The sequence below is a fragment of the Pseudomonas sp. FP2335 genome (assembly GCF_030687535.1).
Lineage (GTDB): Bacteria > Pseudomonadota > Gammaproteobacteria > Pseudomonadales > Pseudomonadaceae > Aquipseudomonas.
Genome location: NZ_CP117437.1, coordinates 758,877 through 785,633 on the forward strand (window position 1 = coordinate 758,877; position 26,757 = coordinate 785,633).

19 protein-coding genes are annotated in these 26,757 nt (G+C 63.1%); 11 read left to right on the plus strand and 8 right to left on the minus strand.

Going from position 1 to position 26,757, the window contains the following annotated elements; translation table 11 throughout:
- Window positions 1–13 precede the first annotated feature (13 nt).
- From accB to PSH81_RS03150, 4 genes are all read right to left on the minus strand, one after another.
- Window positions 14–481, minus strand: a complete 468-nt coding sequence (accB, locus tag PSH81_RS03135) for an acetyl-CoA carboxylase biotin carboxyl carrier protein (RefSeq protein WP_305391995.1) — start codon at window positions 479–481, stop codon at window positions 14–16.
- A 24-nt stretch (window positions 482–505) separates the two neighbouring features.
- On the minus strand, window positions 506–961 hold the full coding sequence (aroQ, locus tag PSH81_RS03140) for a type II 3-dehydroquinate dehydratase (RefSeq protein WP_017738538.1): 456 nt from the start codon (window positions 959–961) through the stop codon (window positions 506–508).
- A 175-nt stretch (window positions 962–1,136) separates the two neighbouring features.
- Window positions 1,137–3,098 (minus strand): methyl-accepting chemotaxis protein, encoded by a 1,962-nt coding sequence (locus tag PSH81_RS03145; protein ID WP_226455673.1) that lies wholly within the window; start codon window positions 3,096–3,098, stop codon window positions 1,137–1,139.
- A 53-nt stretch (window positions 3,099–3,151) separates the two neighbouring features.
- The gene (locus PSH81_RS03150) at window positions 3,152–4,822 is read right to left on the minus strand and encodes a PleD family two-component system response regulator (protein ID WP_192300188.1); all 1,671 of its coding nucleotides are present in this window, start codon (window positions 4,820–4,822) and stop codon (window positions 3,152–3,154) included.
- A 300-nt stretch (window positions 4,823–5,122) separates the two neighbouring features.
- Here PSH81_RS03150 and PSH81_RS03155 point away from each other — a divergent pair, with 300 nt between their 5' ends.
- From PSH81_RS03155 to speA, 4 genes are all read left to right on the plus strand, one after another.
- Window positions 5,123–6,190 carry a DUF2333 family protein gene (locus PSH81_RS03155; RefSeq protein WP_192300187.1) on the plus strand — a complete coding sequence of 356 codons (1,068 nt, stop codon included), beginning with the start codon at window positions 5,123–5,125 and terminating at the stop codon, window positions 6,188–6,190.
- 2 nt (window positions 6,191–6,192) lie between these two features.
- Window positions 6,193–6,729 (plus strand): NUDIX hydrolase, encoded by a 537-nt coding sequence (locus tag PSH81_RS03160; protein WP_226455674.1) that lies wholly within the window; start codon window positions 6,193–6,195, stop codon window positions 6,727–6,729.
- 195 nt (window positions 6,730–6,924) lie between these two features.
- Entirely contained in the window at window positions 6,925–7,296 is a 372-nt protein-coding gene (locus PSH81_RS03165; RefSeq protein WP_005784408.1) for a translation initiation factor Sui1, read from the plus strand.
- Between the two features lie 144 nt (window positions 7,297–7,440).
- Window positions 7,441–9,354: an arginine decarboxylase gene (speA, locus tag PSH81_RS03170; RefSeq protein ID WP_192300185.1), complete on the plus strand. Its 1,914-nt coding sequence runs from the start codon at window positions 7,441–7,443 to the stop codon at window positions 9,352–9,354.
- A 57-nt stretch (window positions 9,355–9,411) separates the two neighbouring features.
- Here the strand turns inward: speA and PSH81_RS03175 are convergent, their stop codons facing one another.
- The gene (locus tag PSH81_RS03175; protein ID WP_305391996.1) at window positions 9,412–10,749 is read right to left on the minus strand and encodes an MATE family efflux transporter; all 1,338 of its coding nucleotides are present in this window, start codon (window positions 10,747–10,749) and stop codon (window positions 9,412–9,414) included.
- A gap of 313 nt (window positions 10,750–11,062) precedes the next feature.
- Here PSH81_RS03175 and PSH81_RS03180 point away from each other — a divergent pair, with 313 nt between their 5' ends.
- Window positions 11,063–15,958, plus strand: coding sequence for an alpha-2-macroglobulin (locus PSH81_RS03180; protein WP_305391997.1), 4,896 nt, complete (start codon window positions 11,063–11,065; stop codon window positions 15,956–15,958).
- Window positions 15,959–16,093: 135 nt separating this feature from the next.
- Here the strand turns inward: PSH81_RS03180 and PSH81_RS03185 are convergent, their stop codons facing one another.
- Window positions 16,094–16,387, minus strand: coding sequence for a hypothetical protein (locus PSH81_RS03185; protein WP_017738360.1), 294 nt, complete (start codon window positions 16,385–16,387; stop codon window positions 16,094–16,096).
- Between the two features lie 245 nt (window positions 16,388–16,632).
- On the opposite strand from PSH81_RS03185, the gene pbpC reads away from it, so the two are divergent.
- From pbpC to PSH81_RS03215, 6 genes are all read left to right on the plus strand, one after another.
- Complete coding sequence (gene pbpC / locus PSH81_RS03190; protein WP_305391998.1) at window positions 16,633–18,924, plus strand: peptidoglycan glycosyltransferase PbpC; 2,292 nt, start codon at window positions 16,633–16,635, stop codon at window positions 18,922–18,924.
- A gap of 159 nt (window positions 18,925–19,083) precedes the next feature.
- Entirely contained in the window at window positions 19,084–19,392 is a 309-nt protein-coding gene (locus PSH81_RS03195; protein ID WP_305391999.1) for a MazG-like family protein, read from the plus strand.
- Window positions 19,385–20,134: a methyltransferase gene (locus tag PSH81_RS03200; protein ID WP_226455677.1), complete on the plus strand. Its 750-nt coding sequence runs from the start codon at window positions 19,385–19,387 to the stop codon at window positions 20,132–20,134. The genes PSH81_RS03195 and PSH81_RS03200 overlap by 8 nt, the downstream gene beginning before the upstream one ends.
- 24 nt (window positions 20,135–20,158) lie before the next feature.
- Entirely contained in the window at window positions 20,159–20,761 is a 603-nt protein-coding gene (locus PSH81_RS03205; protein WP_192300182.1) for a DUF4136 domain-containing protein, read from the plus strand.
- Window positions 20,762–20,806: 45 nt separating this feature from the next.
- The gene (locus PSH81_RS03210; protein WP_192300181.1) at window positions 20,807–21,364 is read left to right on the plus strand and encodes a DUF4136 domain-containing protein; all 558 of its coding nucleotides are present in this window, start codon (window positions 20,807–20,809) and stop codon (window positions 21,362–21,364) included.
- Between the two features lie 165 nt (window positions 21,365–21,529).
- Entirely contained in the window at window positions 21,530–23,533 is a 2,004-nt protein-coding gene (locus PSH81_RS03215) for a pilus assembly protein TadG-related protein (RefSeq protein WP_226455678.1), read from the plus strand.
- Here PSH81_RS03215 and PSH81_RS03220 read toward each other — a convergent pair.
- Window positions 23,530–26,262, minus strand: coding sequence for a PAS domain-containing sensor histidine kinase (locus PSH81_RS03220; RefSeq protein ID WP_305392000.1), 2,733 nt, complete (start codon window positions 26,260–26,262; stop codon window positions 23,530–23,532). The genes PSH81_RS03215 and PSH81_RS03220 overlap by 4 nt on opposite strands.
- On the minus strand, window positions 26,259–26,699 hold the full coding sequence (locus tag PSH81_RS03225) for a TadE/TadG family type IV pilus assembly protein (RefSeq protein WP_226455680.1): 441 nt from the start codon (window positions 26,697–26,699) through the stop codon (window positions 26,259–26,261). The genes PSH81_RS03220 and PSH81_RS03225 overlap by 4 nt, the downstream gene beginning before the upstream one ends.
- Window positions 26,700–26,757: the final 58 nt, after the last annotated feature.

Sequence of the window (26,757 nt, forward strand, 5' to 3'; positions counted from 1 at the left end):
GGCGCTCCGCGGTTCAAACGATGGTGAACAGCGGCTGGTCGTACTCAACCGGCTGACCGTTTTCTACCAGGATGGATTCGATGACGCCGGCTTTTTCAGCGGTGATGTGGTTCATCATCTTCATCGCTTCAACGATGCAGATGGTGTCGCCCACTTTCACGGTCTGGCCCACTTCAACGAAGGCTGGCGAGGTTGGCGCCGGGGTGCGGTAGAAAGTACCGACCATTGGCGACTTGACCACGAAACCGTTCAGCACTGGAGCGGCTGGCGCTGCAGGAGCGGCGGCAGCGGCTGGCGCAGCAGCAGCAGCAGGAGCGGCGGCAGGAGCCGGTGCTTGCATTTGCGGTGCGTAGAACTGTTGGGCCGGGGTCTTGCTGTGGCGGCTGATCCGTACGGACTCTTCGCCTTCCTTGATTTCCAGCTCGTCGATGCCGGACTCTTCCAGCAGCTCGATCAGTTTCTTAACTTTACGGATATCCATGAATCATCAACTCCCAAGGGTCGGTCAGGGGCGCTTGGCCGGTTGTTCAATGTGTTCCAGGGCGGCCTCCAGGGCCAGTCGGTAACCGCTGGCGCCAAGGCCGCAGATCACTCCTACCGCTACGTCGGAGAAGTAAGAGTGATGGCGGAAAGCTTCGCGTTTGTGCACGTTGGACAAATGCACTTCGATGAATGGGATGCTCACCGCCAGCAGCGCGTCACGTAATGCAACACTTGTATGCGTAAAAGCGGCGGGATTGATCAGGATAAAGTCCACGCCTTCGCCGCGCGCGGCATGGATGCGATCAATCAATTCATACTCGGCATTGCTTTGCAGGTAGAGCAGATGGTGGCCGGCTTCACGGGCCCTGCGTTCCAGATCGAGGTTGATCTGTTCCAGGGTGACTGCCCCGTAGACGCCCGGTTCGCGGGTGCCGAGCAGGTTCAGGTTGGGTCCGTGTAGAACCAGAAAGGTCGCCATCGGCTGTTCCTTGTTATTGATGTGGGTACGGCAGAACCCGGCGACTATGCCGCAAAGCCTTTGTGACTGTCCAGTTCTATGCAGTAGGCAGCACGATTAGCGAGGATAGCGCAAAATTTGTGACCGCGAGCCTGGATCCGGTCAGTGTGGGAGCGGCATCCAGGCTGAGACCGGGTTAAACGCGGAACGCCTGGACAGCGGTGTTGAGCTGCCCGCCGAGCACCAGCAGATGCTCGCCCTGGCTGCGGCCCTGGCCGATGCGCAGCAAATTGTCCTCACCCAATTGGTGAATCCGCTCGCTGTTGTCACGGATTTCGCTGACCGCGCTGCTCTGCTGTGCGGTCACATCGGCAATGCGCACTGCTGTGGCGGAAATGGTCTGGATCGCCCCGACGATTTCATCCAGTGCACCGTCGGCCGCCTGGGCCTGCTGGGCGGTGGCTTCGGCGTGTTCGACCTGGGCGCGCATGCCTTGCACCGATTGGTGCGCAGCGGCTTGCAGGCCGGCGATCAGGGTCTGGATTTCGGCGGTGGCGCCGGCGGTGCGCTGCGCCAGGGAGCGCACTTCGTCGGCGACCACGGCAAACCCGCGTCCGGCTTCACCGGCCCGGGCGGCCTCAATCGCCGCGTTGAGCGCGAGCAGGTTGGTCTGGTCGGCGATCGAGCGGATCACCGTCAGCACGCCGCCGATGGTCGCGGACTCTTCAGCGAGTTTCTCGATCATTTGCGCATTTTGCTGCACTTCACCCACCAGCGCATGTAGCCCGGTCAGGCTCAGGCCGATCACCCGTTGGCCCTGTTCCACCGCGTCACCGGCGCTGCGGCTGGCCCCCGCGGCCTGGCTGGCGTCGCCGGCGACTTGTTGAATGGTCGCTTCGAGTTCGCCCAGGGAGTCGCGGATCTGCGCGGTGTCGCCGGCCTGGCGCTCGGCGCCGTCATGCAGGCCGCTGCTCAGTTCGGCCAATGCACGGCTGCTGCCGGCGACTTCCTCGGCATTGCCGCGAATGGTGCCGACCAACGCCACCAAATAGGCGCGCAGGCGGTTCAGCGACGCTTCAATGTCGTGCAGTTCGCGGTTGGTCTTGCCCAAGGCAATCGACTGGCTGAAGTCGCCTTCGGCCCAGGTCGACAGGGCCGGTGCCAGGTTGGTCAGGACTCGCGCCAAGCGGCGTTGCAGGGTGTCGATCAGCAATGCGATCAGCAGGATCAGACCGATCATCACGCCTTGCATCACCCGCACTTCGCCCTGGATCTTGCCGTGCTGCGCGCGCACCACCGGCTCCAGGCTGGCGATGGCTTGTTGCACGGCGTTGATTTTCAGGTGAGTGGCGTTGGCCAGGTCGGCCCGCTGCTGGATCTGCTCGCGAGTGCGCTTGAGTTCGGCGGGGTAGCGGGTCAGCAGGCTGTTGAGTTCGCGCTTGAGGTCGACGCCGGTGTCCTGGGCTTCGGTTTTTTCGCTGTTTTCCAGGCCCATCAGGGCGGAGAAGTCGTCGGCGCTGGATTCGGCGCTGGCCGTCACGCCCAGCAGCGGCAGCTGTTCCAGCAGGTCCGCCTGGCTGCGGATGTTGCCGACTTCGCGCTCCACATCATCGGCGAGTTCCGCACGGCCGCTGCTCACCAGCTTGTCGCGGGCCAGGGACAGTTTGCCCAGGTGTTGCGACGCGGCCAGCAGCGGCGGCAGGTAGCGCGCGGCCTGGGGGGAATTCACGCCGATGGCGTATTGGCTCAGTTGCTCCAGGTTTGCGCCCAATTCGCGCTCGGCTTGCAGCAGCAGGGCTTGCGGGTCGCCGGCCAGCTTGCCGGCAGCGAGCAGGTCGGTCTTGCTGAAGGCGTCCAGGTCCACAAGGCTCGGGCGCAGATTTTGCGCGAGGTCGGCAGGCAGTTCATCCAGATGTTGCAGCAGGTTTTCCAGGCTCTGGCTGGCGCTGCTCAAACGCAGGGCGTCGCCGCTGGCGAGGTAGTCGTCGATATTGCGCGCGGCCTGGTTCTGGAAGGTCTGGGACAGGCCCAGGTAGCGTTCCATCAGCAAATACGGACGCTCCAGTGCCCGCTGCGACCACCAGAGTGTCGCACCGAGCGCCAGGCACACAGCCACGAGCAGAAGGGTATTGAGATTGGTCAGCAGCTTCAGGCGCATGCGGGATTTCAACCGACAGCAAAAGGTAAGTACCTGAAGTTATTGCGCTTTCATTACAAGGTTATGACGGAATCAGTGGATTCCGGTGAAAAGGTGGCACTTTGCTTTGATGTGCGCGCCGCTTGTACTCGGTTGCGTCCGGCGTTCTTCGCGCGGTACAGCGCCTCGTCGGCCTGGGCCGCCATCATCAGGCTGTCGGAACCGTCGCACAGCTCCACAACCCCTGCGCTGAAGGTGCACCACAAGTCCTGCGGCTGGGCCGGGTAGTGAATTTCGGCAAAGCGCCCACGGATTTCGTCCAGCACCTTGCAGGCCGATTCCAGGTCGGTGTCGGGCATCACGATGGCGAATTCCTCGCCGCCGTAGCGCCCGATGTAGTCCGTCTTGCGCAGGCGCTGCTTGAGAAACAGCGCCAGGCTCTTGATCACGCGGTCGCCCATGGGGTGGCCGTGGCTGTCGTTGACCCGCTTGAAGTGGTCAATGTCGAGCATGGCAAAGCTCAGCGGCTTGTTCTCGCGGCGCGCACGGAAGCTGCAGTCTTCGAGCAATTGCAGGATGTGGGTGTGGTTGTACAGGCCGGTCAGGCTGTCGCGCACCATGCGCGCCTTGAGGTGGCGGGCGCGGGCGGCGCGGTTGCGCACGGTGGTGATCAGGTGGCGCGGCTTGATCGGCTTGGTCAGGAAGTCGTCGCCGCCCTCGCTCATCGCGTCCAGCTGTTTGTCCAGGTCATCTTCAGCCGACAGGTAGATGATCGGCACGCTGACATAGCGGTCGTTATGGCGGATCACCTTGGCCAGTTCGGTGCCGGTGCAGGCGGGCATGTACATGTCGAGGATGATCAGGTCGGGCTGGAAGTCCGCCAGCTCGGCCATGGCCTGGATCGGCTCGATCAAGGTGCGGGTGACGATGCCGGCACTGTTGAGCAGGCGTTCGGTGTGCAGGGCCTGGGCGCGCGAGTCGTCGATGATCAGCACTTTATACGGCTCGTACTGGGCGACGCAGGTGAGCACTTCGATCTTCTCCAGCAGGCTGGAGGCTTCCAGGGTGCCGGTGAGGAACTCCTGGCCACCGGCGCGCACGGCGGCGAGACGGGTCGGGGTGTCGGTTTCGTGCAGGCTGAAAAAAAGCAGTGGCAGTTTTTGCTCCAGGCCTTCCTGGGCTTCGGCGGCCAGCTTGAGGCCCAGGCCGGCGCCGCAAAAGTCCACGTCCATGACGATGGCCGACGGCAAGCGCTCGGCCATCGACGCTCGGAACGCCGGCACGCTGTCCAGGGACTGCGCGCTCATGCCAAAAAATTCCAGCTGCTTGGCCAGGCGCTCGGCGCGGTCGTGATCGGCGAGCATCACGTAGATCGGCTTGCGCATCGGTGGCAGGAAGGTTTGTTCGAGCTGGTCGCCCTGGCGCAGCCCGGTGCGCGACAGGCGCTGCATCAGGCGATTGAGTTCGGTGATCAGGTGGCTGCTGAGGCGGCCACGGTTTTCGTCGACTTGCTTGAGCGATTCGCCGATATGCCGCGCCAACTGGCCGTGCTCCGGCTGCTCGAAGCGCTCGGCAAAACGCTGCAGGCGCAGGTTGGCTTCGCTGAGTTCGGAGAGGTCAGCGTTGGACCATTCACTGCGTTGCAGGCGCTGCCAGATCTCAAGAATTTGACGTGCCTGATGAATTACCCGCTGGGCAAAATGGTGCTTGAGACGCTCACGGCTGGGGTCTTCTGGCTCGGTCATATCCTGACTACTAGTAAGGCTGCATGCTGAGGTCGAACTGATGGCTCTATGCTAGCACCTCTTTTCTGTTGCATGAGTGTCATACGTCAATTAACTGCGAGACTTACGCATTCAATTTTCGACTCATCGGTCGCGCAGCGTAAAAAGCGTGCATCCTTTATAGTCGAACGCCCCGTATGCGCCACTTTCGTTTAAAAGCCCCGCGCTGACGGGCACGATGGGGTAGGGTTGTGGTCGGAGTGTTTGAACGCACCCGGACAATAGACGTGCATGAACTCAAGTGATTGAAAGGATCCCGCCATGCTGGACTGGAAAAACCGCGCAGACAGTACCAAAGGCCCCGCCCCCGAACCCAAGTCGGCCAACCGCAGCTACTTTCGCAGCCTGCTGATGAGCCGCGCCGTGCTCAGCCTGCTGGGCTTGTACCTGTTGGTCACGGGTGCCCTGGGGTGGTATTGGAGCGCAGAGCCGGCGCTGTTCCCGGTCCAGCAAAATGCGCAGATTGCCGCCGAGAAGGAAGGCAAGCAGATGGTGGTGGGCTATACCACCGTCGAAACCCTCAAGACCGTGGTCGGCACTTTGCTGGACAAGCCCGGTGGCTATATCTCCAACGACCGTTTCCCGCCTGGCCTGTGGATGGACAACATGCCCAGCTGGGAATACGGCGTGCTGGTCCAGGTGCGTGACCTGACCCGCGCCCTGCGCAAAGATTTCGCGCGTTCCCAGTCGCAGTCGGCCGAAGACGCGGACCTGGCCAAGGCCGAACCGCGCTTCAACTTCGACAACAAGAGCTGGGTGCTGCCTTCCAGCGAGTCCGAGTACCAGGAAGGCATCAATTCCCTGAGCCGCTATGAAGCGCGCCTGTCCGACCCGAACCAGCGCGGCGCCTTGTTCTATGCACGTGCCGACAACCTGAACAACTGGCTGGGTGACGTGGCGACCCGCCTGGGTTCGCTGTCGCAGCGCCTGTCGGCCAGCGTCGGCCGGGTGAAACTGAACACCGCGCTGAAAACCGAAGCCCTGGCGCCGGGTGAAGTGCCGCAGGTCGATGAAGAAGTGGTGGAAACCCCATGGATGCAGATCGACAACGTGTTCTATGAAGCCCGTGGCCAGGCCTGGGCGCTGTCCCACCTGCTGCGCGCCATCGAGGTCGACTTTGCCGATGTACTGGCCAAGAAAAACGCCACGGTCAGCGTGCGCCAGATCATCCGTGAGCTGGAAGCCTCGCAGGAACCGGTCTGGAGTCCTATGATTCTTAACGGCAGTGGCTTCGGCGTACTGGCGAACCATTCGCTGGTGATGGCCAACTACATTTCCCGGGCCAACGCTGCAGTGATCGACTTGCGTCAGCTCCTCAACCAGGGTTGATGATGGACGCTACTCAAAACGAGGCCGCACACCGTGCGGCCTCTGATGCTGAACTGATCTGCTGGGTTGACGAAGAGGACAGGCTCCTCGGTCACCTGGTCAGGTCCGACCTGCGCCAGCGCGGTCTTATCGGCCGTTGCACCTTTATCTTCCTGTTCAACTCCAAGGGCGAGCTGTGTGTGCATCGACGCACCCTGAGCAAAGCCTTGTACCCCGGTTTCTGGGATACGGCGGCGGGTGGGATGGTCGCGGCGGGGGAGAGCTACGCCGATTCGGCGGCCCGCGAGCTGGAAGAAGAACTCGGTGTGGCCGGGGTAGCACTGGTCGAGCATGATCACTTCTATTTCGCCGACGGCGACAGCCGGCTCTGGTGCAAGTCCTACTCTGCCGTGTGGGACGGGGCGCTGCGTTTGCAGCCCGAAGAGGTCATGGAAGCGCACTTTCTGCCCCTCGACGTTATCCTTCAGGAAGCTGAACAAAAGCCCTATTGCCCGGACGCCCAGGAGGGCCTGCGTCGCTATCTGGCCCTGCGTCGCTAAACTTGCATAAATTGGCGCGATTTGGCCCTTAGCAAGTCGGCTTTTTGCCGTTACACTGCGCGACTTTTCACCCGAGCCTTCCTGCTATTAGGAGTGGGGCGGTTCGGTAGCGCTGCCCCTGCCTGAGTGGGGCTTCGCGGTCGGTAGTCCCGTTGCGGGCACCGATCTGTCTTTGTCCTCCCAAGAGGATTGCCGGTGGCCAAAAAAGCCGCATCCTTCGCCGCCCTTGGTGGCCTGGTATTTTCCACCGACGCAGGTCGACACTGCCCGGACTGTCGTCAGCCCGTGGATTCGTGCACCTGCAAACAGACCCTGATCCCTGAAGGCGACGGTATTGCCCGCGTGCGACGCGAGAGCAAGGGCCGTGGCGGCAAGACGGTGACCACCATCACCGGCGTGCCGTTGGCCGAGGATGCCCTGAAAGAACTCGCCACCACGCTGAAAAAGCGTTGTGGCACCGGTGGCGCGTTGAAAGACGGCGTCATCGAGATCCAGGGCGATCACGTCGAGTTGCTGTTGGCCGAGCTGATCAAGCTCGGGTACAAGGCCAAGAAGTCCGGCGGCTGAAAGCCTCTTCCCGACCTGTGTCTAAACTCTGTCCTGCAAGTGGGGTCCTACCTCTCGCGCAGGCAAATCGTCATTTTCATTCTTTAGACTGCGCCAGCCTCTGATAGGGGGCTGCGCCTTCGACTTCATTTATAGGGGACTTCGATGTCCGTACGACGCACACGCAAAGACGATGGCAGCCAATGGACAGTTGCGGACAGCCGCAGTGTTTACGGGATTCGCCATTGGGGGGCCGGGTATTTCGCGATCAATGATGCCGGTCGCGTTGAAGTCCGTCCGAACGGCCCGAACAGCACGCCTGTCGACCTTTACGAGCAAGTCGACGAGCTGCGCAAGAGCGGCCTGTCCTTGCCGCTGCTGGTGCGCTTTCCCGACATCCTGCAAGACCGTGTACGCCAGCTGACCGGCGCCTTCGATGCGAACATCGAGCGCCTGGAGTACCAGAGCAAGTACACCGCGCTGTACCCGATCAAGGTGAACCAGCAGGAAGCGGTGATCGAGAACATCATCGCCACCCAGAACGTGTCCATCGGCCTCGAAGCCGGTTCCAAGCCTGAGCTGCTGGCCGTGCTGGCCCTGGCGCCGAAGGGCGGCACCATCGTCTGCAACGGTTACAAGGACCGTGAGTTCATCCGCCTCGCGCTGATGGGGCAGAAACTCGGCCACAACGTGTTCATCGTGATCGAGAAAGAATCCGAAGTCGGCCTGGTGATCGAAGAGGCCGCCAGCCTCAAGGTCAAGCCACAGGTCGGCCTGCGCGTGCGCCTGTCGTCCCTGGCGTCGAGCAAGTGGGCGGACACCGGCGGCGAGAAATCCAAGTTCGGTCTGTCGGCGGCGCAGCTGCTGTCGGTGGTCGAGCGCTTCCGCGCCGCCGGCCTGGACCAGGGCATCCGCCTGCTGCACTTTCACATGGGCTCGCAGATCGCCAACCTGGCGGACTACCAGCACGGGTTCAAGGAAGCCATTCGTTACTACGGCGAACTGCGCAACCTCGGCCTGCCGGTGGATCACATCGACGTCGGCGGCGGCCTGGGCGTGGACTACGACGGTACCCACTCGCGTAACGCCAGTTCGATCAACTACGACATGGACGACTACGCCGGCGTGGTGGTGGGCATGCTCAAGGAGTTCTGCGACGCCCAGAGCCTGCCGCACCCGCATATCTTCTCCGAAAGCGGTCGCTCCCTGACTGCCCACCACGCCATGCTGGTGGTGCAGGTCACCGACGTCGAGAAACACAACGACGAAATCCCGCTGATCGAAAACAAGGAAAGCCTGCCGGAAACCGTGCAGTGGCTGGTGGACCTGCTCGGTCCGACCGACATTGAAATGGTCACCGAAACCTACTGGCGCGCCACCCACTACATGAGCGACGTGGCCGCCCAGTACGCCGACGGCAAACTGACCCTGGCGGAAAAGGCCCTGGCCGAACAGTGCTACTTCGCCGTGTGCCGCCGCCTGCATAACTCGCTCAAGGCCCGCCAGCGCTCGCACCGCCAGGTGCTGGACGAACTCAACGACAAGCTGGCCGACAAGTACATCTGCAACTTCTCGGTATTCCAGAGCCTGCCGGACACCTGGGCCATCGGCCAGGTCCTGCCGATCCTGCCGCTGCACCGCCTCGACGAAGAGCCGTTGCGCCGTGCGGTGTTGCAGGACCTGACCTGCGACTCCGACGGCAAGATCAAGCAGTACGTCGACGAGCAGTCCATCGAGACCAGCCTGCCGGTGCATGCGTTGAACGAAGGTGAGGATTACTTGCTGGGCATCTTCCTGGTTGGTGCTTACCAAGAGATCCTGGGCGACATGCACAACCTGTTCGGTGATACCGATTCGGTGAACATCTACCAGCGTGAAGACGGTTCGGTGTACAGCGCCGGGATCGAGACCCATGACACCATCGAAGACATGCTGCGTTATGTGCACTTGTCGCCGGAGGAGTTGATGACCCACTACCGCGACAAGTGTGCGAGCGCGAAGATCTCTGCGTCTGAGCGTACCCAGTTCCTCGACGCCTTGCGCCTGGGCCTGACCCGTTCGTCGTACCTGTCCTCATAAGCACAGTCGACGGCGATCCAAGATGTGGGAAGGGGCTTGCCCCCCTCCCACATTTTTTTATCCAAGCCACTGGTCCTGCCGGTTCAGTCGCCACGCAATCGCCCACAAAGTCAGGCTGCGCAGCGCCATGAACAGCAGGAAGGTCAGCCACAGCCCGTGGTTGCCCAACCCCTGCAACAGCCAGGCGAACGGCAGCGTCAACAGCACCGTCAGCAACATGCCATTGCGCATCTCCCGCGCACGGGTAGCGCCGATAAACAGGCCATCGAGCAAATAACTCCACACCGCAATCAACGGCAATACCGCCAGATACGGCAGGTAACGGTCAGCCGTTTCGCGCACGTTGGGGATGTCGGTCTGCATGGCGATAAACAAGTGCCCGCCGACCGTGAACAGCAAGGCAAAACCGACGCTGGCGATCAGCGACCAACCGCCGGCGACCACCAGTGAACGCCTTAGCGCCTGACGGTCGTGGGCACCGATGGCATGGCCGCACAGGGCTTCGACCGCGTGGGCCAATCCGTCCAATGCGTGGGCGGTCAGCAACAGGCCGTTGAGCAGCAACGCGTTGGCCGCCACGGTGGCATCGCCCAGGCGTGCACCTTGCACGGTGATCATGAAAAACACCGACTGCAGCGCCAGGCTGCGGATAAAAATGTCGCGGTTCACCGCCAGCAGCGGGCGCCAGCTCTTCCATCGTTGCAACGCAGCCCAAGCGATATGCCCGGGGTAGGCACGCAGGGCTTTTTGCGTGAGGGCCAGGCCGAGCAGGGCGCCGGTCCATTCGGCGATCACCGAGGCGCGAGCCGAGCCGACCACGCCCCAATCCAGGCCAAGCACAAACCACAGGTTCAGGGCGATGTTTACCAGGTTGGTCGTCAGCAGAATCGCCAACGGCGCGCGGGCGTTTTGGGTGCCGAGGAACCAGCCGACCAGCGCATAACTGGCGAGGGCGGCGGGCAAGCCGAACAGGCGGGTGTGGAAAAAATCCTGGGTCAACTGATTGAGTTCGGGGGAGGGCTGCATCCATTCCAGCGCCAGATGGCTGAAGGGAATACCTACCGTGCCCAGCAACATCGCCAGCCCCAGCGCCAACAGTAACCCTTGCAGGAGGATTTGCCGCAACGCCGCACCATCATTGCGCCCAGCGGCCTGGGCAGCGAAACCGGTGGAGCCCATGCGCAGGAAGCCCATGGCCCAGGCCAGGAAGGTGTACAGGCTGGCGCCGACGGCCACGGCGCCCAACTGATGGGCGTGGGGCAAGTGGCCGATGACCATGCTGTCTACCAGGGCCACCAACGGCACCGAGATGTTAGAAAGAATCATCGGCGCAGCTAAGGCCCATACACGGCGATGAGTAGGGCGGTCGCGCCAGTCGGTCAGTAAGGTGGACATGCAGGCTCCTCGGGAGAGCGGCATTGTAACCGGCACTCCTTGTCATCGCAGGACCAATGTGGGAGCGGGCTTGCTCGCGAATGCGGTGGTTCAGTAATAGATGTGTCGACTGACACACCGCCTTCGCAAGCAAACCCGCTCCCACACAAGCCCGCTCCCACATTTTGATCTTCAGTGTTTGTGGGATTTGGCTTGGCAACACTTCCTTTCAAGAACCAAACCACCCTCCGTCGGTCAATGTGAGCAGCACCTCATCAGCCCCACGCGGGCTGATATATAGTTCATCCCTCGGCCCCCTAACAACGAGTGCCCCATGCTTAACAAAGGATTGTTCCTGGCCTGCGCGCTGGCCCTGCTGAGCGCCTGCGATTCTTCCGAAAAACCGGCGGCGCCTCCTGCGCCAACCGTGACGGCAGCACCTAAGCCGGCCAAGGCGGTGGTGGACGTGGCAGCGCTGAAGCAGCGTTATGCCGGGCGTGAGTTAAGCGTGGTGGATGTGTCCGAGGTGCAGCTCGATGGGGCCAGCACGCTCTCCGTGAGCTTTTCCATTCCCCTGGACCCCGATCAGAAATTCGCCGACAAACTTCACCTGGTGGACAGCAAGTCCGGCAAGGTCGATGGTGCCTGGGAAATTTCCGACAACCTGATGGAGCTGCGCCTGCGCCATCTGGAGCCACAGCGCAAGCTGGTGCTGACCATCGACGCCGGCGTGAAAGCGGTCAACGACGCCAAGCTCGCCGCCGAATACAGCGCCCGCCTGGAAACCCGCGACCTACAAGCCACCGTCGGTTTCGCCAGCCGTGGCACCTTGCTGCCGACACGCCTGGCCGAAGGCCTGCCGGTGATTGCGTTGAACGTCGACAAGATCGACGTCGAATTCTTTCGCATCAAGCCCGAATCCCTGCCCACCTTCCTAGCGCAATGGGGCCGCAATAGCAGCCTGCAAAGTTATGAGGCCCGCGAACTGCTGCCGATGGCCGACCTGGTCTACGGCGGCCGTTTCGACCTGAACCCGGCACGCAACACCCGTGAAACCCTGCTGCTGCCGATTGCCGGCCTCAAGCAATTGCAGCAGCCAGGCGTGTACCTGGCGGTGATGCGCGCTTCCGGCACCTACAACTATTCCCAGCCGGCGACGCTGTTTACCTTGAGTGACATCGGCTTGTCGGTGCACCGCTACGCCAATCGCCTGGACGTGTTTACCCAGGCCCTCGAAGGCGGCAAGGCGCTGGATGGCGTCGACCTTGAAGTGCTCGATGCCGACGGCCGCGTGCTGGGCCAGGGCAAGACCGAGAAGGGCGGCCACGCCGAGCTGCCGTTGCCGAAAAAAGCCCAGGTGTTGCTGGCCAAGCAGGGCGAGCAAACCAGCCTGTTACGCCTCGACAGCGCGGCGCTGGACCTGGCCGAGTTCGACATCGGCGGCCAGCCGTCCCATCCGTTGCAGTTCTTTGTGTTCGGCCCGCGTGACCTGTATCGCCCCGGCGAAACCGTGCTGCTCAACGCCCTGTTGCGCGACAAGGACGGCAACGCGGTCAAGCCGCAACCCGTGAGCGTCGAGGTCCGTCGCCCGGATGAGCAGGTCAGCCGTAAGTTCGTGTGGGATGCCGACGCGTCCGGCCTCTATCAATACCCACTGCAACTGGCTGGCGAAGCGCCGACCGGGCGCTGGCAGCTGGTGTTCGACCTGGGGGACGGCAAGCCGCAGTTGTATGAATTCCTCGTCGAAGACTTCCTGCCCGAGCGCCTGGCGCTGGAACTCAAGGGCAGCGACACGGCGTTGAGCCCGGCCGATAACCCGGTCATCCAGGTCAGTGGCCGCTACCTCTACGGCGCCCCGGCATCGGGCAACCGCGTCAGCGGGCAAATCTATGTGCGGCCGTTGCGCGAAGCGGTCAAGGCGCTGCCGGGCTATCAGTTTGGCTCTGTCACCGAAGAAGAACTGAGCCAGGATTTCGAACTCGACGAAAGCGTGCTCGACGCCAAGGGTCAGGAAGAACTGACCCTGGAAAGCAAATGGGCCGACGCCAAGTCGCCGCTGCAACTGATCGTGCAAGCCAGCCTGCACGAGTCCGGCGGGCGCCCGATCACCCGGCGCCTGGTGCAGCCGATCTGGCCGGCCGAACAACTGCCGGGCCTGCGCGGGTTGTTTGACGGCAAGGAAACCAACGGCGATGGCCCGGCAGAATTCGAAGTACTGCTGGCCAACCCGCAAGGGCAGAAGCTCGCCGCGCAAAACCTCAAAGTGCGCCTGGTGCGTGAGCGTCGCGATTACTACTGGAACTACTCCGACAACGATGGCTGGAGTTACCACTTCAACGAAAAATTCCTCAACCTCGACGAACAGACCTTGAACATCCAGGCGGGCGACACCGCCAAGGTCAGCTTCCAGGTCGAGTGGGGCCCTTACCGCGTCGAGGTCGAAGACCCGCAGACCGGGCTGGTCAGCAGCCTGCGCTTCTGGGCCGGCTACCAGGCCCAGGACAACACCGAAGGCGGCGCCGTACGCCCCGATCAGGTCAAGCTGGCGCTGGATAAACCGGCGTATGGCGACGGCGATACCGCCAACGTCACCGTGACCCCGCCTGCCGCCGGCAAGGGCTACCTGCTGGTGGAGTCCGCCGAAGGGCCGTTGTGGTGGCAGGAAATCGACGTGCCGGCCGAAGGCAAAAGCTTCGCCGTGAAGCTCGACCCGAAATGGTCGCGCCATGATTTGTACGTCAGTGCCCTGGTGATTCGTCCCGGCGAGCGCAAAGCCAATATCACCCCCAAACGGGCCGTGGGCCTGCTGCACCTGCCGCTGGATCGCACCCAGCGCAAACTCGGCGTGACCCTCAGCGCGCCGGAAAAAATGCGTCCCAAGCAAGCGCTGACGGTAAAAGTCGCCGCCAAGAATGCCGATGGCAGCGTGCCGAAACAGGTGCACGTGCTGGTCGCGGCGGTGGATGTGGGCATCCTCAATATCACCGAATACCCGACGCCGGACCCGTATGCCAGCCTGTTCGGTCGCAAGGCTTACGGCGTGGACCAGTTCGACATCTACGGCCAGTTGATCGAGGCTGGCCAGGGCCGCCTGGCCAGCCTGGCCTTTGGTGGTGACGCTGCGCTGGCCAAGGGCGGCAAGCGCCCGGACACCAGCCTCACCATCGTCGCCCTGCAAAGCGCACCCGTGACCTTGAATGAGCGGGGCGAGGGCGAAGTCAGCGTCAACATCCCCGACTTCAACGGCGAACTGCGCCTGATGGCCCAGGCCTGGAGCGATGATCGCTATGGCATGGCCGAAGCCAAGACAGTGATTGCCGCGCCGCTGATCGCCGAGCTGTCGGCGCCGCGTTTCCTTGCCGGGGGCGACCAGACCACCTTGGCGCTGGACCTGTCCAACCTGTCGGGCCGGGCGCAGAAGCTCGATGTGCAATTGAGCGTCGAGGGGCAGCTGGAATTGGTCAACCCTGGCGCACAAAACGTCGAACTCAAACAAGGCCAGCGCACCACCCTGCGCATCCCGGTAAAAGCCTGGGGCGGCTTGGGGCAGGGCAAGGTCAAGGTCACCGTGAATGGCCTCGACCTGCCGGGTGAAAATCTACCGCCGTTCACTCGCGAATGGACCCTGGGCGTGCGTCCGGCGTATCCGGCATTGCTCAAGCATTACCGCGCGGTACTCAAGGATCAGCCGTGGAGCCTGCCAGCGGGCACCCTGGATCAGTTCGATGCGTCGGGGCGCGAGGCGCTGTTGAGCCTGTCGAGCCGGCCGCCGTTGAACCTTGGCGCGCAGATCAGCGCGCTCAAGGCCTACCCTTATGGCTGCCTGGAGCAGACCGCCAGCGGCCTGTACCCGTCGCTGTACGCCGACGATACGTTGCTCAAGCGCCTGGCGATCAAGGGCGAGCCGGATGCCGAGCGCAAGCGCAAGATCGAAATCGGCATCGAGCGCTTGCTGGGCATGCAGCGCTATAACGGCAGCTTCGGATTGTGGGGGGCTGACGGCGAAGAAGAATATTGGCTGACAGCCTACGTCACCGACTTCCTCCTGCGCGCCCGCGATCAGGGTTTCGCGGTGCCGCAGGAGGCCTTGAAAAAGGCCAGCGAGCGACTGCTGCGTTATGTGCAGGAACGCAACCTGATCGACGTCGATTACAGCGACAACGCCGACCACACCCGCTTCGCCGTGCAGGCCTACGCCGGCATGGTCCTGGCGCGCAGCCAGCAGGCGCCGTTGGGCGCGTTGCGCAGCATCTTCGAGCGTCGCAGCGATGCGCGCTCCGGGTTGCCGCTGGTGCAACTGGCGATTGCGTTGCAGAAAATGGGCGACCAGCCACGGGCGGACCAGGCGTTGCTGGCCGGTCTGGCGGCGCAGCGCAATGCCAATGAATGGCTGGCCGACTACGGCAGCCCGTTGCGTGATCAAGCGATGATCCTGGCGCTGCTGGAGGAGAACGACCTGGCCAAGGGCAAGCGTGAGGAGCGCTTGTTCACGCTGTCGGATCAGTTGGCAGCGAGCCCGTACTTGTCGACCCAGGAGCGTAATTCGCTGTTCCTCGCCGGGCGCCTGGGGTTTGCCAAGCCGGAGTCGGACTGGAAAGTGCTACTGGATGGCAGTGCTGGACGCCACGAGTTGAATAACCAGCAGTCGACCCTGGATCTGGAGGGCAAGCTGCTTTCAAGCAACCTGAGCCTGACCAATCAGGGCGATGTGCCGGTTTACCAGCAACTGACGATTTCAGGTTACCCACAGGTGCCACCGGCGCCAGGTGGCGACAACTTGAGCATCCGCCGTGAATACCTGGGCATGAACGGCCAGCCGCTGAACCTGCGCAGCCTCAACAGCGGCGACCTGGTGCTGGTGCACTTGGCCGTCAGCGCCAAGCAACGTGTGCCGGACGCCCTGGTGGTGGACCTGCTGCCCGCCGGCCTGGAACTGGAAAACCAGAACCTGGCACAGAGCGCTGCCAGCCTGGAAAACGCCAGCAGCCAGGTGAAGGAATGGCGTGAGTCGATGCAGAACGCGTCGCTCAAGCATCAGGAGTTCCGCGATGACCGTTATGTGGCCGCGCTGAACCTGGACGGTTCCGGCACCACGCACTTGCTGTATCTGGCACGAGCGGTGACGCCGGGCACGTACCGCGTACCGCCGCCGCAAGTGGAGTCGATGTACCGGCCGAACTGGCAGGCGGTGGGCGAGACCCCGGCGGACTTGGTGATCAAGGGCCGCTGAGATCTCAACTTGAAATGGGGCCTGAATGTGTGCGGGCTTGCTCGCGAAGACGGAGTGTCAGCCAGTACATCTGATACTGACATACCGCATTCGCGAGCAAGCCCGCTGCCACAGGGGGGCTGGTTGTTTGGGGGATCAGTGCACGACCCAGCTGAGCAGCCACAGCCCCAGCAGCAACCAGATAATCCCGAAGATGATCGACGCACGCATAAACGCCCGCACCGCCGAATACAGGAACAGCAGGCCAATGATCAGCGTGAGGATGCTGATGATCGAAGTGTCCATGCCCAGCGTACGTGAGAGGCCTTCGACAAAGTTGCCGCCAGCGTTGGTCAAGGCCCCGAACAATCCGCTGAGCCCATCGACGATAAAGCGGATGACCGAACCGAGCGCTTGGCCCAGCCATTCGAAGAAGCTTTCTACCTGCATGTGTGTGTCCTGATGAGAAGGTGGGCGTATCTGTGCCTTTGGTTGTGATTGCGCCAGGCTAGTTCCCTATAAGCATAGAGGTTTGCAGGTTAAATAATGGGTTTGCTTAGTATCGGATACCCACAATCCCATGTGGGAGCTGGCTTGCCTGCGATAGCGGTGGGTCAGTGAAAAATTTACCAACCGCCCCACCGCTATCGCAGGCAAGCCCGCTCCCACGGTTACTGCGCTGGAGCTTGGGGGTTGTGGTGTTGGTGATCGCGCTGTTGTGGCTGGCCGACCGTATCTGGCCCTTGCCGCTCCCTCAGGATGACCTGGCACGCGTCGTACTCGCCGAAGACGGTACGCCCTTGTGGCGCTTCGCCGATGCCAACGGCGTGTGGCGCTACCCGGTGCAAACCGGCGAAGTCTCGCCGTATTACCTCGACGCACTGCTCACCTACGAAGACCGCTGGTTCTACCGACACCCCGGCGTCAACCCGCTGGCGCTGGTGCGGGCCTCCTGGCAGAACCTCAGCGGCACACGGGTAGTGTCCGGCGGCAGCACCTTGTCGATGCAGGTCGCACGCCTGCTCGATCCGCATTCGCGCACCTTCCACGGCAAGTTGCGCCAGTTGTGGCGCACGGCGCAGTTGGAGTGGCACCTTTCCAAGGACGAAATCCTCAACCTCTACCTGAACCGCGCCCCGTTTGGCGGGACGTTGCAAGGCGTGGCGGCGGCCAGTTGGGCCTACCTGGGAAAATCCCCGGCGCACTTGACCCATGCCGAAGCGGCCTTGCTTGCCGTACTGCCCCAGGCCCCCAGCCGCTTGCGCCCGGACCGTCACCCGCAACGCGCCCAGCAAGCCCGCGACAAGGTGCTGCGCCGCCTCGCCGAGTTTCAGGTGTGGCCGCAGACCGCTGTCGACGAAGCCCTGGAGGAACCGCTGCTGCTCGCCCCGCGCCTGGAGCCGAGCCTGGCACCCTTGCTCGCGCGCCGCCTGAACCGTCCGGACAGCCCGCCGCTGATCCGCACCACCGTGGATGCCACCTTGCAACGCCGTCTCGAAGACCTGCTGCTGGGCTGGCGCGCCCGTTTGCCGGAGTACACCTCCGCCGCGATCCTGGTGGTGGAAGAAGAAAGCATGGCCGTGCGCGCCTACGTCGGCTCGGTGGACATCAACGATGCCAAGCGCTTTGGCCATGTGGACATGATCAGCGCGTTGCGTTCGCCAGGCTCCACGTTGAAACCGTTTCTGTATGGCATGGCGTTGGATGACGGCTTGATCCACTCCGAGTCGCTGTTGCAAGACGTCCCCCGCCGTTACGGCGATTACCGGCCGGGCAATTTTTCCATGGGCTTTACCGGCGCGGTGCCTGCGAGTACGGCGTTGTCCAGTTCGCTGAACCTGCCGGCGGTGCAGTTGCTGGAAGCCTACGGGCCCAAGCGCTTCGCCGCCCAAATGCGTATCGGCGGCGTGCCCTTGGCGTTGCCGGCGCTGGCCGAGCCCAATCTGGCGTTGATTCTTGGCGGCGCGGGCAGTCGTCTGGAGGATCTGGTCAGCGGTTACAGCGCCTTCGCCCGGGATGGCAAGAGCGCGACCATCCGCTTGCAGCCAGGCGACGTTCTCAGGGAGCGGCCGATGTTGTCCCCTGGTGCGGCGTGGATTGTGCGACGTATCCTCAGTGGCCAGGCACGCCCCGACCGCGACCCGCGTGCCGAGTTGGTGCAGCGCCCGGTGCTGGCCTGGAAAACCGGCACCAGCTATGGCTTTCGTGATGCCTGGGCGATTGGTGTGGGGCCGCGTTACTTGATTGGTGTGTGGATCGGCCGACCGGACGGCACGCCAGTGCCCGGGCAGTTCGGCCTGGCCTCGGCGGCGCCGTTGATGCTGCAGGTGCACGATGTGCTGACCAACCGCGACAGCCAGCGCGGCATCAGTGCGCCCGTCAAACCGGTGCCGGCGAATGTTGGCGTGGCTGCGATCTGTTGGCCGCTGGGCCAGCCGCTGGGCCGCAGCGATCCCAATTGCCGGCGCCAGCGTTTTGCCTGGACGTTGGACAACACCACACCGCCGACCTTGCAGGCATTGGATCAACCGTTGAGCGTGGGGTTGATGGAGAGCGTGTGGGTCAACGCCAAGGGCCTGCGGGTCGACGCCCATTGCCCTGGTGCCGAGGCGAAAAGCATCGCCTTGTGGCCGGCGCCGCTGGAGCCATGGTTGCCACGGGTCGAGCGCCGCGAAGCACGCATCCCGGCCGCCGATCCCGATTGCCCGCCGCCGGTATTGGCCGCGTCGTCGCCGTTGTCGATTGTAGGCGTGCGCGAGGGTGATCAACTGCGCTTGCCGGCTGCCAGCCAGCAGGCGCTGCGTCTGAAAATCTCGGCGTTGGGCGGCAGTGGGCGGCGTTGGTGGTTTCTCAATGGCGAGCCGTTGGGGGACAGTGCCAACCAGGACTTTATCAATGCCAGCTTTGAGCGGTTGGGGCGGTATCAGTTGAGTGTGCTGGATGAGGCGGGGCAGACTGCCCGGCTTGAGTTCAGTGTCGTCGACTAAATCGCCTTCGCGAGCAAGCCCGCGCCCACATTTTGATCTGTGAATACCTTCAAGTGTGGGAGCGGGCTTGCTCGTGAAGGCGTCCTCAAGAACACCCGGAGATTCACTTGCCTTCAAGGCCAATCCCCCCGAAGCTACTCACCTTCAGGAGCCTCACGCATGAACCTCGAACACCTCACCGAACGCCTGCACCGCATCCGCGATACCAACGACTGGAAGCAGTTCCACAGCCCGAAAAACCTGGCCATGGCCGCCAGCGTGGAAATGGCCGAGCTGGTGGAGATCTTCCAATGGCTGAGCGAAGAGCAATCCCGCCAGCTGCCTGCCGACAAACTCGCCCATGCAGGGCAGGAAGTCGGCGATATCGTGTTGTACCTGCTGTTGCTGTGCAGCGAGTTGGGCCTGGACATGAACGAGGTGGTGCGCGCCAAACTGGCCGACAGCGAACGGCGGTTTGCCCATGAGTGACCGACATTTCGACCAATTGGCCACGCGTTTTGCCGAGAAAATCTACGGTGGCGCCAAGGGGGCCATCCGTCTGGCGGTGCTCCAGGCCGACCTGACCGAAGCGCTGCCCAAGCGCCCATTGCGCGTGCTGGACATCGGCGCGGGCCTGGGCCATATGTCGTTGTGGCTGGCCGAGCAGGGCCATCAAGTGACCCTGGCCGAACCCGCCGAGCCGATGCTCGAAGGCGCGCGCCAACGCTTCGCCGAGGCCGGGCAGAGCGCAACGTTCATTCACGCGCCGTGGCAGGATTTGCTTGGCCAACTCACCGAACCCTATGACCTGGTGCTGTGCCACGCCGTGCTGGAATGGCTGGCCGAGCCCCACGCGATCCTGCCGGTGCTGCACCAACTCACGGTGCCCGGCGGCTGGTTGTCCCTGGCGTTCTACAACCGTGATGCGCTGATTTACCGCAACCTGCTCAAAGGCCACTTCCGCAAGATGCGCAAGAACGACATGGCCGGGGAAAAGCAGAGCCTCACCCCGCAACAGCCGCTCGACCCGCGTGAACTGGCGGCGCAACTCGAAGGCCTTTGGCAGGTCGAAAGCCAAAGTGGCGTGCGGGTGTTCCACGACTACATGCCGGTGGAATTCCAGGCCCGCGCGAATCTGCAGGACTTGTTGGAGATGGAACTCGCTCACCGTCGTCACCCAAGCTTTGCCGGACTTGGGCGTTATTTGCACTGGATCTGCCGTCCGGTTTAAGCGGCCCAGTCTGCGGAGGTCGAAATGCGTCGTCTCTGTTTGATCCTGTTGTCTTTGGGGCTGGGCGCCTGTTCCAGCCCCAATCCCTACGTGGCCGCCTCGGCCCCGATGCCGCCGGCCCCGGCCCAGGCGGCCAATACCTTTGATGCCAGTGCCTACCCGGCGCCGGTGCGCGACTATGGCGCCTACCGCAACTGGGCCTGGCGCAACGGCCAGCTGCCGGCGGGCACGGCCTGGGCCGATTCGGCGCAGATTGCCGAAGCGGTCAGCGGCGCCCTCGACCAGCGCGGCTTGCGCCCCCTGCACGACAATCGCCCGCCGGACCTGCTGGTCAGCGCCGACGTGCGCCTGGAGAAGCGCCTCAAGCAAGTCCAGGATGACTATGGTTACGGCTATGGTGGCTACAACCGCTATGGCAATGGCTACGGCATGTACAACTCGGCACCGATCGTGCGCACCTATGAAGTGACGGTGGCGGTGGTGCGCGTCAACCTGTTCGACGCCCGCAGCGGCCAGCCGGTGTGGAGCACCAGCGCGGAAACCGCCAGCCAGGGTAGCCTCAGCGAACGCGCCGATGGGCTGCGCAAGGCGGTGCAGAAGGCGATGAGCGCTTATCCGCCACGTTAAGCGCTAAGCTCAATGACAGGCCCCGGTCTATTTTGGAGAACACTCATGTTTCGTCGTATCGCAACGCTCGCTTTTGTAGTGCTGCTGGGCGGTTGCCAGACCAGCCAGGTCAACCACGATTTTGACGCCAGCCGTGATTTCGGCGCGTACCGCAGCTGGGCCTGGAAAGACCCGGCACTGCAATACCGTCCGGATGACCCGCGGATCAAGAGCGACCTCACCGAACAACGCATCCGCCAGGCCGTCGGCGAACAACTCGACCAGCGCGGCCTGCGTCCGGCGGCGGCTGGCGCCAAGGCTGACTTGAAGGTGCAGGCCTACCTGATCGTCGAAGACCGCCAGCAACAAGTCACCACCAACTACGGCGGCGCCTGGGGCGGCCCGTGGAACGGCTACTGGGGCGCGCCGATGTACAACGAAACGCGCAACATCACCTACAAAGTGGCAACCCTCCAGATCGACCTGCTCGACGGCAAGGACGGCAAGCTGGTGTGGCGCGGCAGCGACGAGCAGATGATGAGCAGCACGCCGAATCCCCAGGATCGCAGCAATGCCATCCGCGCGACGGTGACTAAAATTCTCTCCAACTACCCGCCGCACTAACCAACACCGCAATCCCCCTGTGGGAGCAAGCCCGCTCCCACACCTAGCTTTGTGCACGCCCCCACAATCTCCGTCAGTCGCCAATGTGGCGACTGGCCGGCGCGGCCGCAACGCCTTGTCTACACTCCACTGCACTACGGAGAGTAAGCGCTAAAGGAGTGCTCGATGTCTCCCCGACTTCGTTCCAGGCAGCGTGGTGCGATTGGCTTGATGGCGGCCCTGACCCTGGGGCTGGCGCTGGTCTTTCTGTTGCTGGTCGTCGATAGCGGGCGGCTGTACCTGGAGAAGCGCAAGCTGCAAGGCATCGCCGACATGGCCGCGCTGGAAGCGGTGCAGCGCAACGGCAATTGCATACCGGCCACCAACACCGCGCCGACCTTTGCCGGCGCCAGCGCCACGCGCAACGGCTATGTCATTCCCCCCGGCAGTGCGCTGGACGTGCGCTGCGGCGTGCTGAGCACCAATGCCAGCAACCTGCGCGTGTTCAGCCAGGACTCCACCAAGACCGATGCCATCCAGGTGACCGCCTCCCGCCCGGTGTTGACCAGCGTTGCGGGTGGCGTCTGGACGCTGGTCAATGGCAACGCCTACAACGTGATGACCCAATTGACCGCCAGGGCCGTCGCCGCGCCGAAGATTCTGCCGCCGCAGGCGCAGTTGACGATCAAGTCGACGGTGCTGACGGTCGACTCCAGCAAGTCGGACGCCCTGGACCTGCTGTTCGGCAAGCTGCTGGGCGGCAACCTGTCAGTGGGCCTGGCGGGCTGGCAAGGGTTGGTGGGCACCGATATAAACCTGCTCAGTTACCTGAACCAACTGGCGCTGAACGTGGGGGTGCAGGCAGGCAATTACGATGAGTTGTTGGCCAAGAACCTCAAGCTCGGTCAGTTGGTGGATGCAGCGGTCACGGTGTTGCAGGCCGGAGGCAGCACCGCCTCGGTGGCGGCTGCGGCGGGAGCGGCGAAGATCAGTGCGCTGGTGGGCAACCTGGACGTGACGTTGGGCAGCTTGATGCAAGTGCAGACCGGCGCGGTGTCCGCGGGGCTCAATACCACGGTGAATGCCTTCCAGTTGATCGAGGCGTTTGTGCAGTTGGCCAACAAGACAAGTGCCGTGGTTGCCGACGTGCCGGTGACGCTGCCCGGGGTCACGACGAATCTCAAGATCAAAGTGATCCAGCCGCCGCAGTTGTCGGCGATTGGCGATCCCACGTACGCCAAGAACAAAACCGATGCGACGACGCGGATTTATGTGCGCACGGCGCAAGTCAGCGTTGGGCTGACGGTGGGGCTGCCACTCCTCGACACGGCGCCAGTGAACCTGGTCTTGAACGGGTTGCTCGGTCCGCTTTCTGACGTTTTGAATAATTTGTTGAGCCTGAACCTGGGCGGGACCGTGTCATCGTTGTTGTGTGTATTGGGTGGTTACTGCGAGCGTACAGACCTGAAAGTGCTGTCCTCTGCCTCCAACCCCCCTATCACTGGCGTGGATGTGATTCTGGAATTGGGCAGTGCTGAAAGTTATGTCACCGGGTTCACCTGCGTGAGCGACGCGACCAAAACCTTGACTACCCAATCCAACGCCTCGGTAGTCACCGTCAAGATCGGCCAGACTCCCACGTTGATCAACTCACTGGCCTCCAGCCCGCCGTTGAGTCCTGTGCCGCCGTTACCGGTGGTCGACATCGGCGCGATCACCTGCTTCAAACCGCTGCTGGGGCTCGGGCCGACCACGTGTGACCCCGCGACACGCAAGGCGTTTTATGGCGGCGGGATCGGGCTGAGTATCAACAGTACTGTGGGGACGACCACTGCGGCCCTCGGTGCTCACACCTATAATCAACCGCCGGAAATCAAGCAGCCGGCGCTCTACTACGCATTCTCGACCACCGGTCTGGTGGGCTCGCTCAAGACGACATTGGCGGGCATTCAGTTCCAGGTTTACAAACCCACCGGCTTCAACCTGCTGGGTGGCTTGCTGGTGACCAGCGCAACGTTGCTCAATGATTTGAATACCACGCTGGGAGGGCTGATCGGCAATGTGTTGAGCCCAGTCGTCGACCCACTGGTCAACGGCCTGCTGAACACCCTTGGCATCAACCTCAACCAGGTCGAAGTCGGTGCCAACCTCAGTTGCCGCCCCCATGGCCAGGCGGCGCTGGTGAACTAGGCCAGCGGCAACTCCACGCAAAACCGGGCGCCGTGCTCGCCGTTGCTGACGCTCAGGCGTCCGCCCATGTTTTCCACAATCCCGTAGCTCACCGACAACCCGAGGCCGGTGCCTACGCCAATCGGCTTGGTGGTGAAGAAGGGTTCGAAGATCCGCTCCAGCAGGCGCGGGTCGATGCCGCCGCCGTTGTCCTCGACCCAGATGCGCACGTGGCGGCCGTCATGCTCGCTGTGCATGGCGATCCAGGGGCGCAGCTCCGGCTGTTTTTCACGCTGGCCGAGCAACGCGTCGCGGGCGTTGACGATCAGGTTGATCAGCACCTGTTCCAACTGGTCGACGTGGCCTTTGACCTGCACCGTGAAGTCCGGCGGTGTCAGGCGCAGCTCCACACCCTTGCCGCGCAAGCCTTCGCTGAGCAGCGACAGCGTGCCCTCCACCGCCTGTGCCGGGTCGAAGGGGTGCTGCTCGACTTCCGAGCGGCGGCCGAACACGCGCATATGGTCGACCACCCGCGCCGCGCGCTGCACCTGGGTGTCGATGCGTTGCAGTTTTTCGGTCAGGTAGTCGATTTGTGCATCGCCATCGCGCACGCGCTTGAGCACATTGACGATGGCCATGCGCATCACGTTCAACGGTTGGTTGATCTCGTGGGCCAGGCCCGTGGCCATTTCGCCGAGGGTGGCCATTTTGGCGCTCTGGGTCAGTTGTTGCTGGGAGCGGCGCACTTCGGTGTTGTCGCGGCCCACAGCCTGCACTTCCACCAGCGCGCCCTGCTCATCGAACACGCCGCGGTCTGACCATACCCACCAGGCATGTTCGCGCCCCGGCAGTTGCAGGCTGATTTCGGCGGTGCTGACCGGGAACTCCGGCGTCAGTCGGCCAATGCGCTGCACAAAGCTGTCGCGTTGTTCGGCCGACAGCCAATCCGCCAGGTTCAGCCCCGGCAATTGTTCCGGGCGGCACTCCAGATAGTTGGCCAGCGGGGTGTTGCCGAACGTCAGGGTCAGGTCGGGGCGGTAGCGGCAGATCATCGCCGGTGAGTCCTCTACCAGGATGCGATAGCGTTCCTCGCTTTGCTTGACGTGCTCCGCCGCCAGGGTTGCCTCGGTCACATCCAGCCACAGGCCCACGGCTTCGACCGGCAGGCCCAGGTCGTCGCGCAGCAGCCTGGCTTCGTCGAGCAGCCAGTGATAGTTGCCTTGCTTGTCCTGCACGCGATAGCGGCTGCGCACATTGCCTTCGCGCAGCAGTTGGCGGGTGCGTTCGAAATACAGGTCGCGGTCGTCGGGGTGCAGCCATTCGATCAGGCTGGCGGCCGTGCATTCGGCGAGCGTACGGCCGAGCAACGGCAGCAGGCTGTCGCTGAAAAACAGCGGTTGCAGGGTGCCTTCGACGTAGCGCTGTACATAGATGATTGCCGGTGAGCTGGCGATCAGGTTGTCCAGCCGGGCGTGGGCGGCAGCGGCTTGCTGTTGCTGGTTTTTGATGTCGCTGATGTCGAGCATGAAGCCGACCAGCCGCCGATGGTTGCCGACTCCCAGGGCCTGGCCCTGGACGCGATACCAGATGGGGTTTTGCGCGGCGTCGAGACGATGCAGGCGCACGCTGGTCGACAGCGGTTTGCTCAGGGTCTGCAAGTCGTGCAGGCGGCTGGCGAGTTCCTCGCGGTCGGCGGGGTGAAACAGCCGCAGCCAGTCGCTCAAGGTGTGGCGTGTGGTGGCTTCGTCGGGGTTCAGGTGCTGTTGCAGCTGGGGCGCCAGTTGGATGTCGTCGCTGAGGTTGGGCAGTTCCCACCAACCAGTGCCGAGCAGGCCTTGCAGGGCTTCGAGGCGATCCAGTTGCTGTTGATGGCGCTGTTCGCGCAGGCGGCTGAGCAGGGGCGCGGCGAGGGCTGCGGTGAGTTGCAGCCAGTCGCGCTCGAAGGTGTCTTGGGCGTGGTAGAAACCGCACAGCAGCCAGGCGGCGACGCCATGGTCATCGCGATAGGGCACCAGGAACCCCTCGGCATTCGCAAAGATGCCTTGCAGGCGCGGATGCTCGCTGTGGCCGTGGGTGAGGGTCAGGCTCAACGGCGCGGTGCCGCCCAAACTGTCCAGGGCCGCGCCGAGTGCCTGGCCATCGTGCCACAGCACCGGGGCGTCAAACGTGCGGTATTGGCTGTGGACCCGCCAGCCCAGGTCCTGTTCGTCGAGCAGGGCGATGGCGACACAGGGAATCTGAAAGTGTTGGGCGATGCTTTGCAGGTTGTCCTGCACCACTTCCGGCAGCCGGGTCAGGCTGCACACGCGCAAGCGTTCGCTGACCTGGGCGCTGAGCAACTGGTGTTGCTCGCGGGCTTCGGCGTGCTCGCGGTGGCCGATCAAGTCGCCGATGTCCAACAGCTGCAAAACCCAGCCGTCGCCGCTGGGCTGGATCCAGCCACGGGTTTGCAGGGGGCGTCCAGCGAAGCCATTGAAATCCAGGTCGAGGTTTTGGCCCTGCCAATCGGCGGGGCTGCCCTCGATCACCACGGCGCTGTGGGCACACAGGTAGTCCACCAGCGGTTCGGGATGTTGCTCGGCGGTGTGTTTGACCAGGCGATGACGCAGCGGACCGTGGGTTTGCAGGACGCGGCCGAGGTTGTCCAGGTCAATCTGCAAACCGGCGTTGACGGGGACGTGCGCCGTGGGCAGGTGTGACTCGGGCGGGCGGCCGAGCAGGCGGTCGAAGAACTTTTCCCCCGAGGTCAAAATTGCAGGCTCGCTTGGGCCGACAGCGTGGTGGGCAGGTTGGGCACGGTGCCGAAGCCCGGCAGCACCAGGAATGGCAGGACGCTTTTGAGGTTGTCGGAGGGGTAGTTGATTTGCACGGTCAACAGGTTGCCGGCCGAGTAGGTGGCGGTTACATAGCCCGGGACGAATTTGAACGCGGCAGGCAGCCACTGCAATTGAGCCTGGGCGGTCGCCACTGCACGTGCGGTGACGGCGCTGGAGTAACCGGGGGTGGTGGGGTCCAGTGCAACGCTGCGCCTGACACCCTCGGCCGTGGCCTGGTTGAACGATTGCAGCAACAGCAACGGCAGGCTGTAGCTGACCAAACCGTAAAACACGGCAAAAAAGATCATGAACACCATCGCGAACTCAAGCGCGGCGGCACCTTTCTGTTTTCTGGGGAGGCCCTTTCTCATGACTGCGTCTACCCTGACAACGACTACCTGATATCAGCATAGAGTCATTCAGTAAAAA

Bases quoted from the DNA above. Each gene is read 5' to 3' on its own strand.
- PSH81_RS03150 (WP_192300188.1), bottom strand. From the start codon at position 4,822: ATGACCGAGCCAGAAGACCCCAGCCGTGAGCGTCTCAAGCACCATTTT.
- accB (WP_305391995.1), bottom strand. From the start codon at position 481: ATGGATATCCGTAAAGTTAAGAAACTGATCGAGCTGCTGGAAGAGTCC.
- PSH81_RS03185 (WP_017738360.1), bottom strand. From the start codon at position 16,387: ATGCAGGTAGAAAGCTTCTTCGAATGGCTGGGCCAAGCGCTCGGTTCG.
- aroQ (WP_017738538.1), bottom strand. From the start codon at position 961: ATGGCGACCTTTCTGGTTCTACACGGACCCAACCTGAACCTGCTCGGC.
- PSH81_RS03210 (WP_192300181.1), top strand. From the start codon at position 20,807: ATGTTTCGTCGTATCGCAACGCTCGCTTTTGTAGTGCTGCTGGGCGGT.
- PSH81_RS03180 (WP_305391997.1), top strand. From the start codon at position 11,063: ATGCTTAACAAAGGATTGTTCCTGGCCTGCGCGCTGGCCCTGCTGAGC.
- PSH81_RS03195 (WP_305391999.1), top strand. From the start codon at position 19,084: ATGAACCTCGAACACCTCACCGAACGCCTGCACCGCATCCGCGATACC.
- PSH81_RS03205 (WP_192300182.1), top strand. From the start codon at position 20,159: ATGCGTCGTCTCTGTTTGATCCTGTTGTCTTTGGGGCTGGGCGCCTGT.
- PSH81_RS03160 (WP_226455674.1), top strand. From the start codon at position 6,193: ATGGACGCTACTCAAAACGAGGCCGCACACCGTGCGGCCTCTGATGCT.
- PSH81_RS03225 (WP_226455680.1), bottom strand. From the start codon at position 26,699: ATGAGAAAGGGCCTCCCCAGAAAACAGAAAGGTGCCGCCGCGCTTGAG.
- PSH81_RS03175 (WP_305391996.1), bottom strand. From the start codon at position 10,749: ATGTCCACCTTACTGACCGACTGGCGCGACCGCCCTACTCATCGCCGT.
- speA (WP_192300185.1), top strand. From the start codon at position 7,441: ATGTCCGTACGACGCACACGCAAAGACGATGGCAGCCAATGGACAGTT.
- PSH81_RS03155 (WP_192300187.1), top strand. From the start codon at position 5,123: ATGCTGGACTGGAAAAACCGCGCAGACAGTACCAAAGGCCCCGCCCCC.
- PSH81_RS03145 (WP_226455673.1), bottom strand. From the start codon at position 3,098: ATGCGCCTGAAGCTGCTGACCAATCTCAATACCCTTCTGCTCGTGGCT.
- PSH81_RS03200 (WP_226455677.1), top strand. From the start codon at position 19,385: ATGAGTGACCGACATTTCGACCAATTGGCCACGCGTTTTGCCGAGAAA.
- PSH81_RS03215 (WP_226455678.1), top strand. From the start codon at position 21,530: ATGTCTCCCCGACTTCGTTCCAGGCAGCGTGGTGCGATTGGCTTGATG.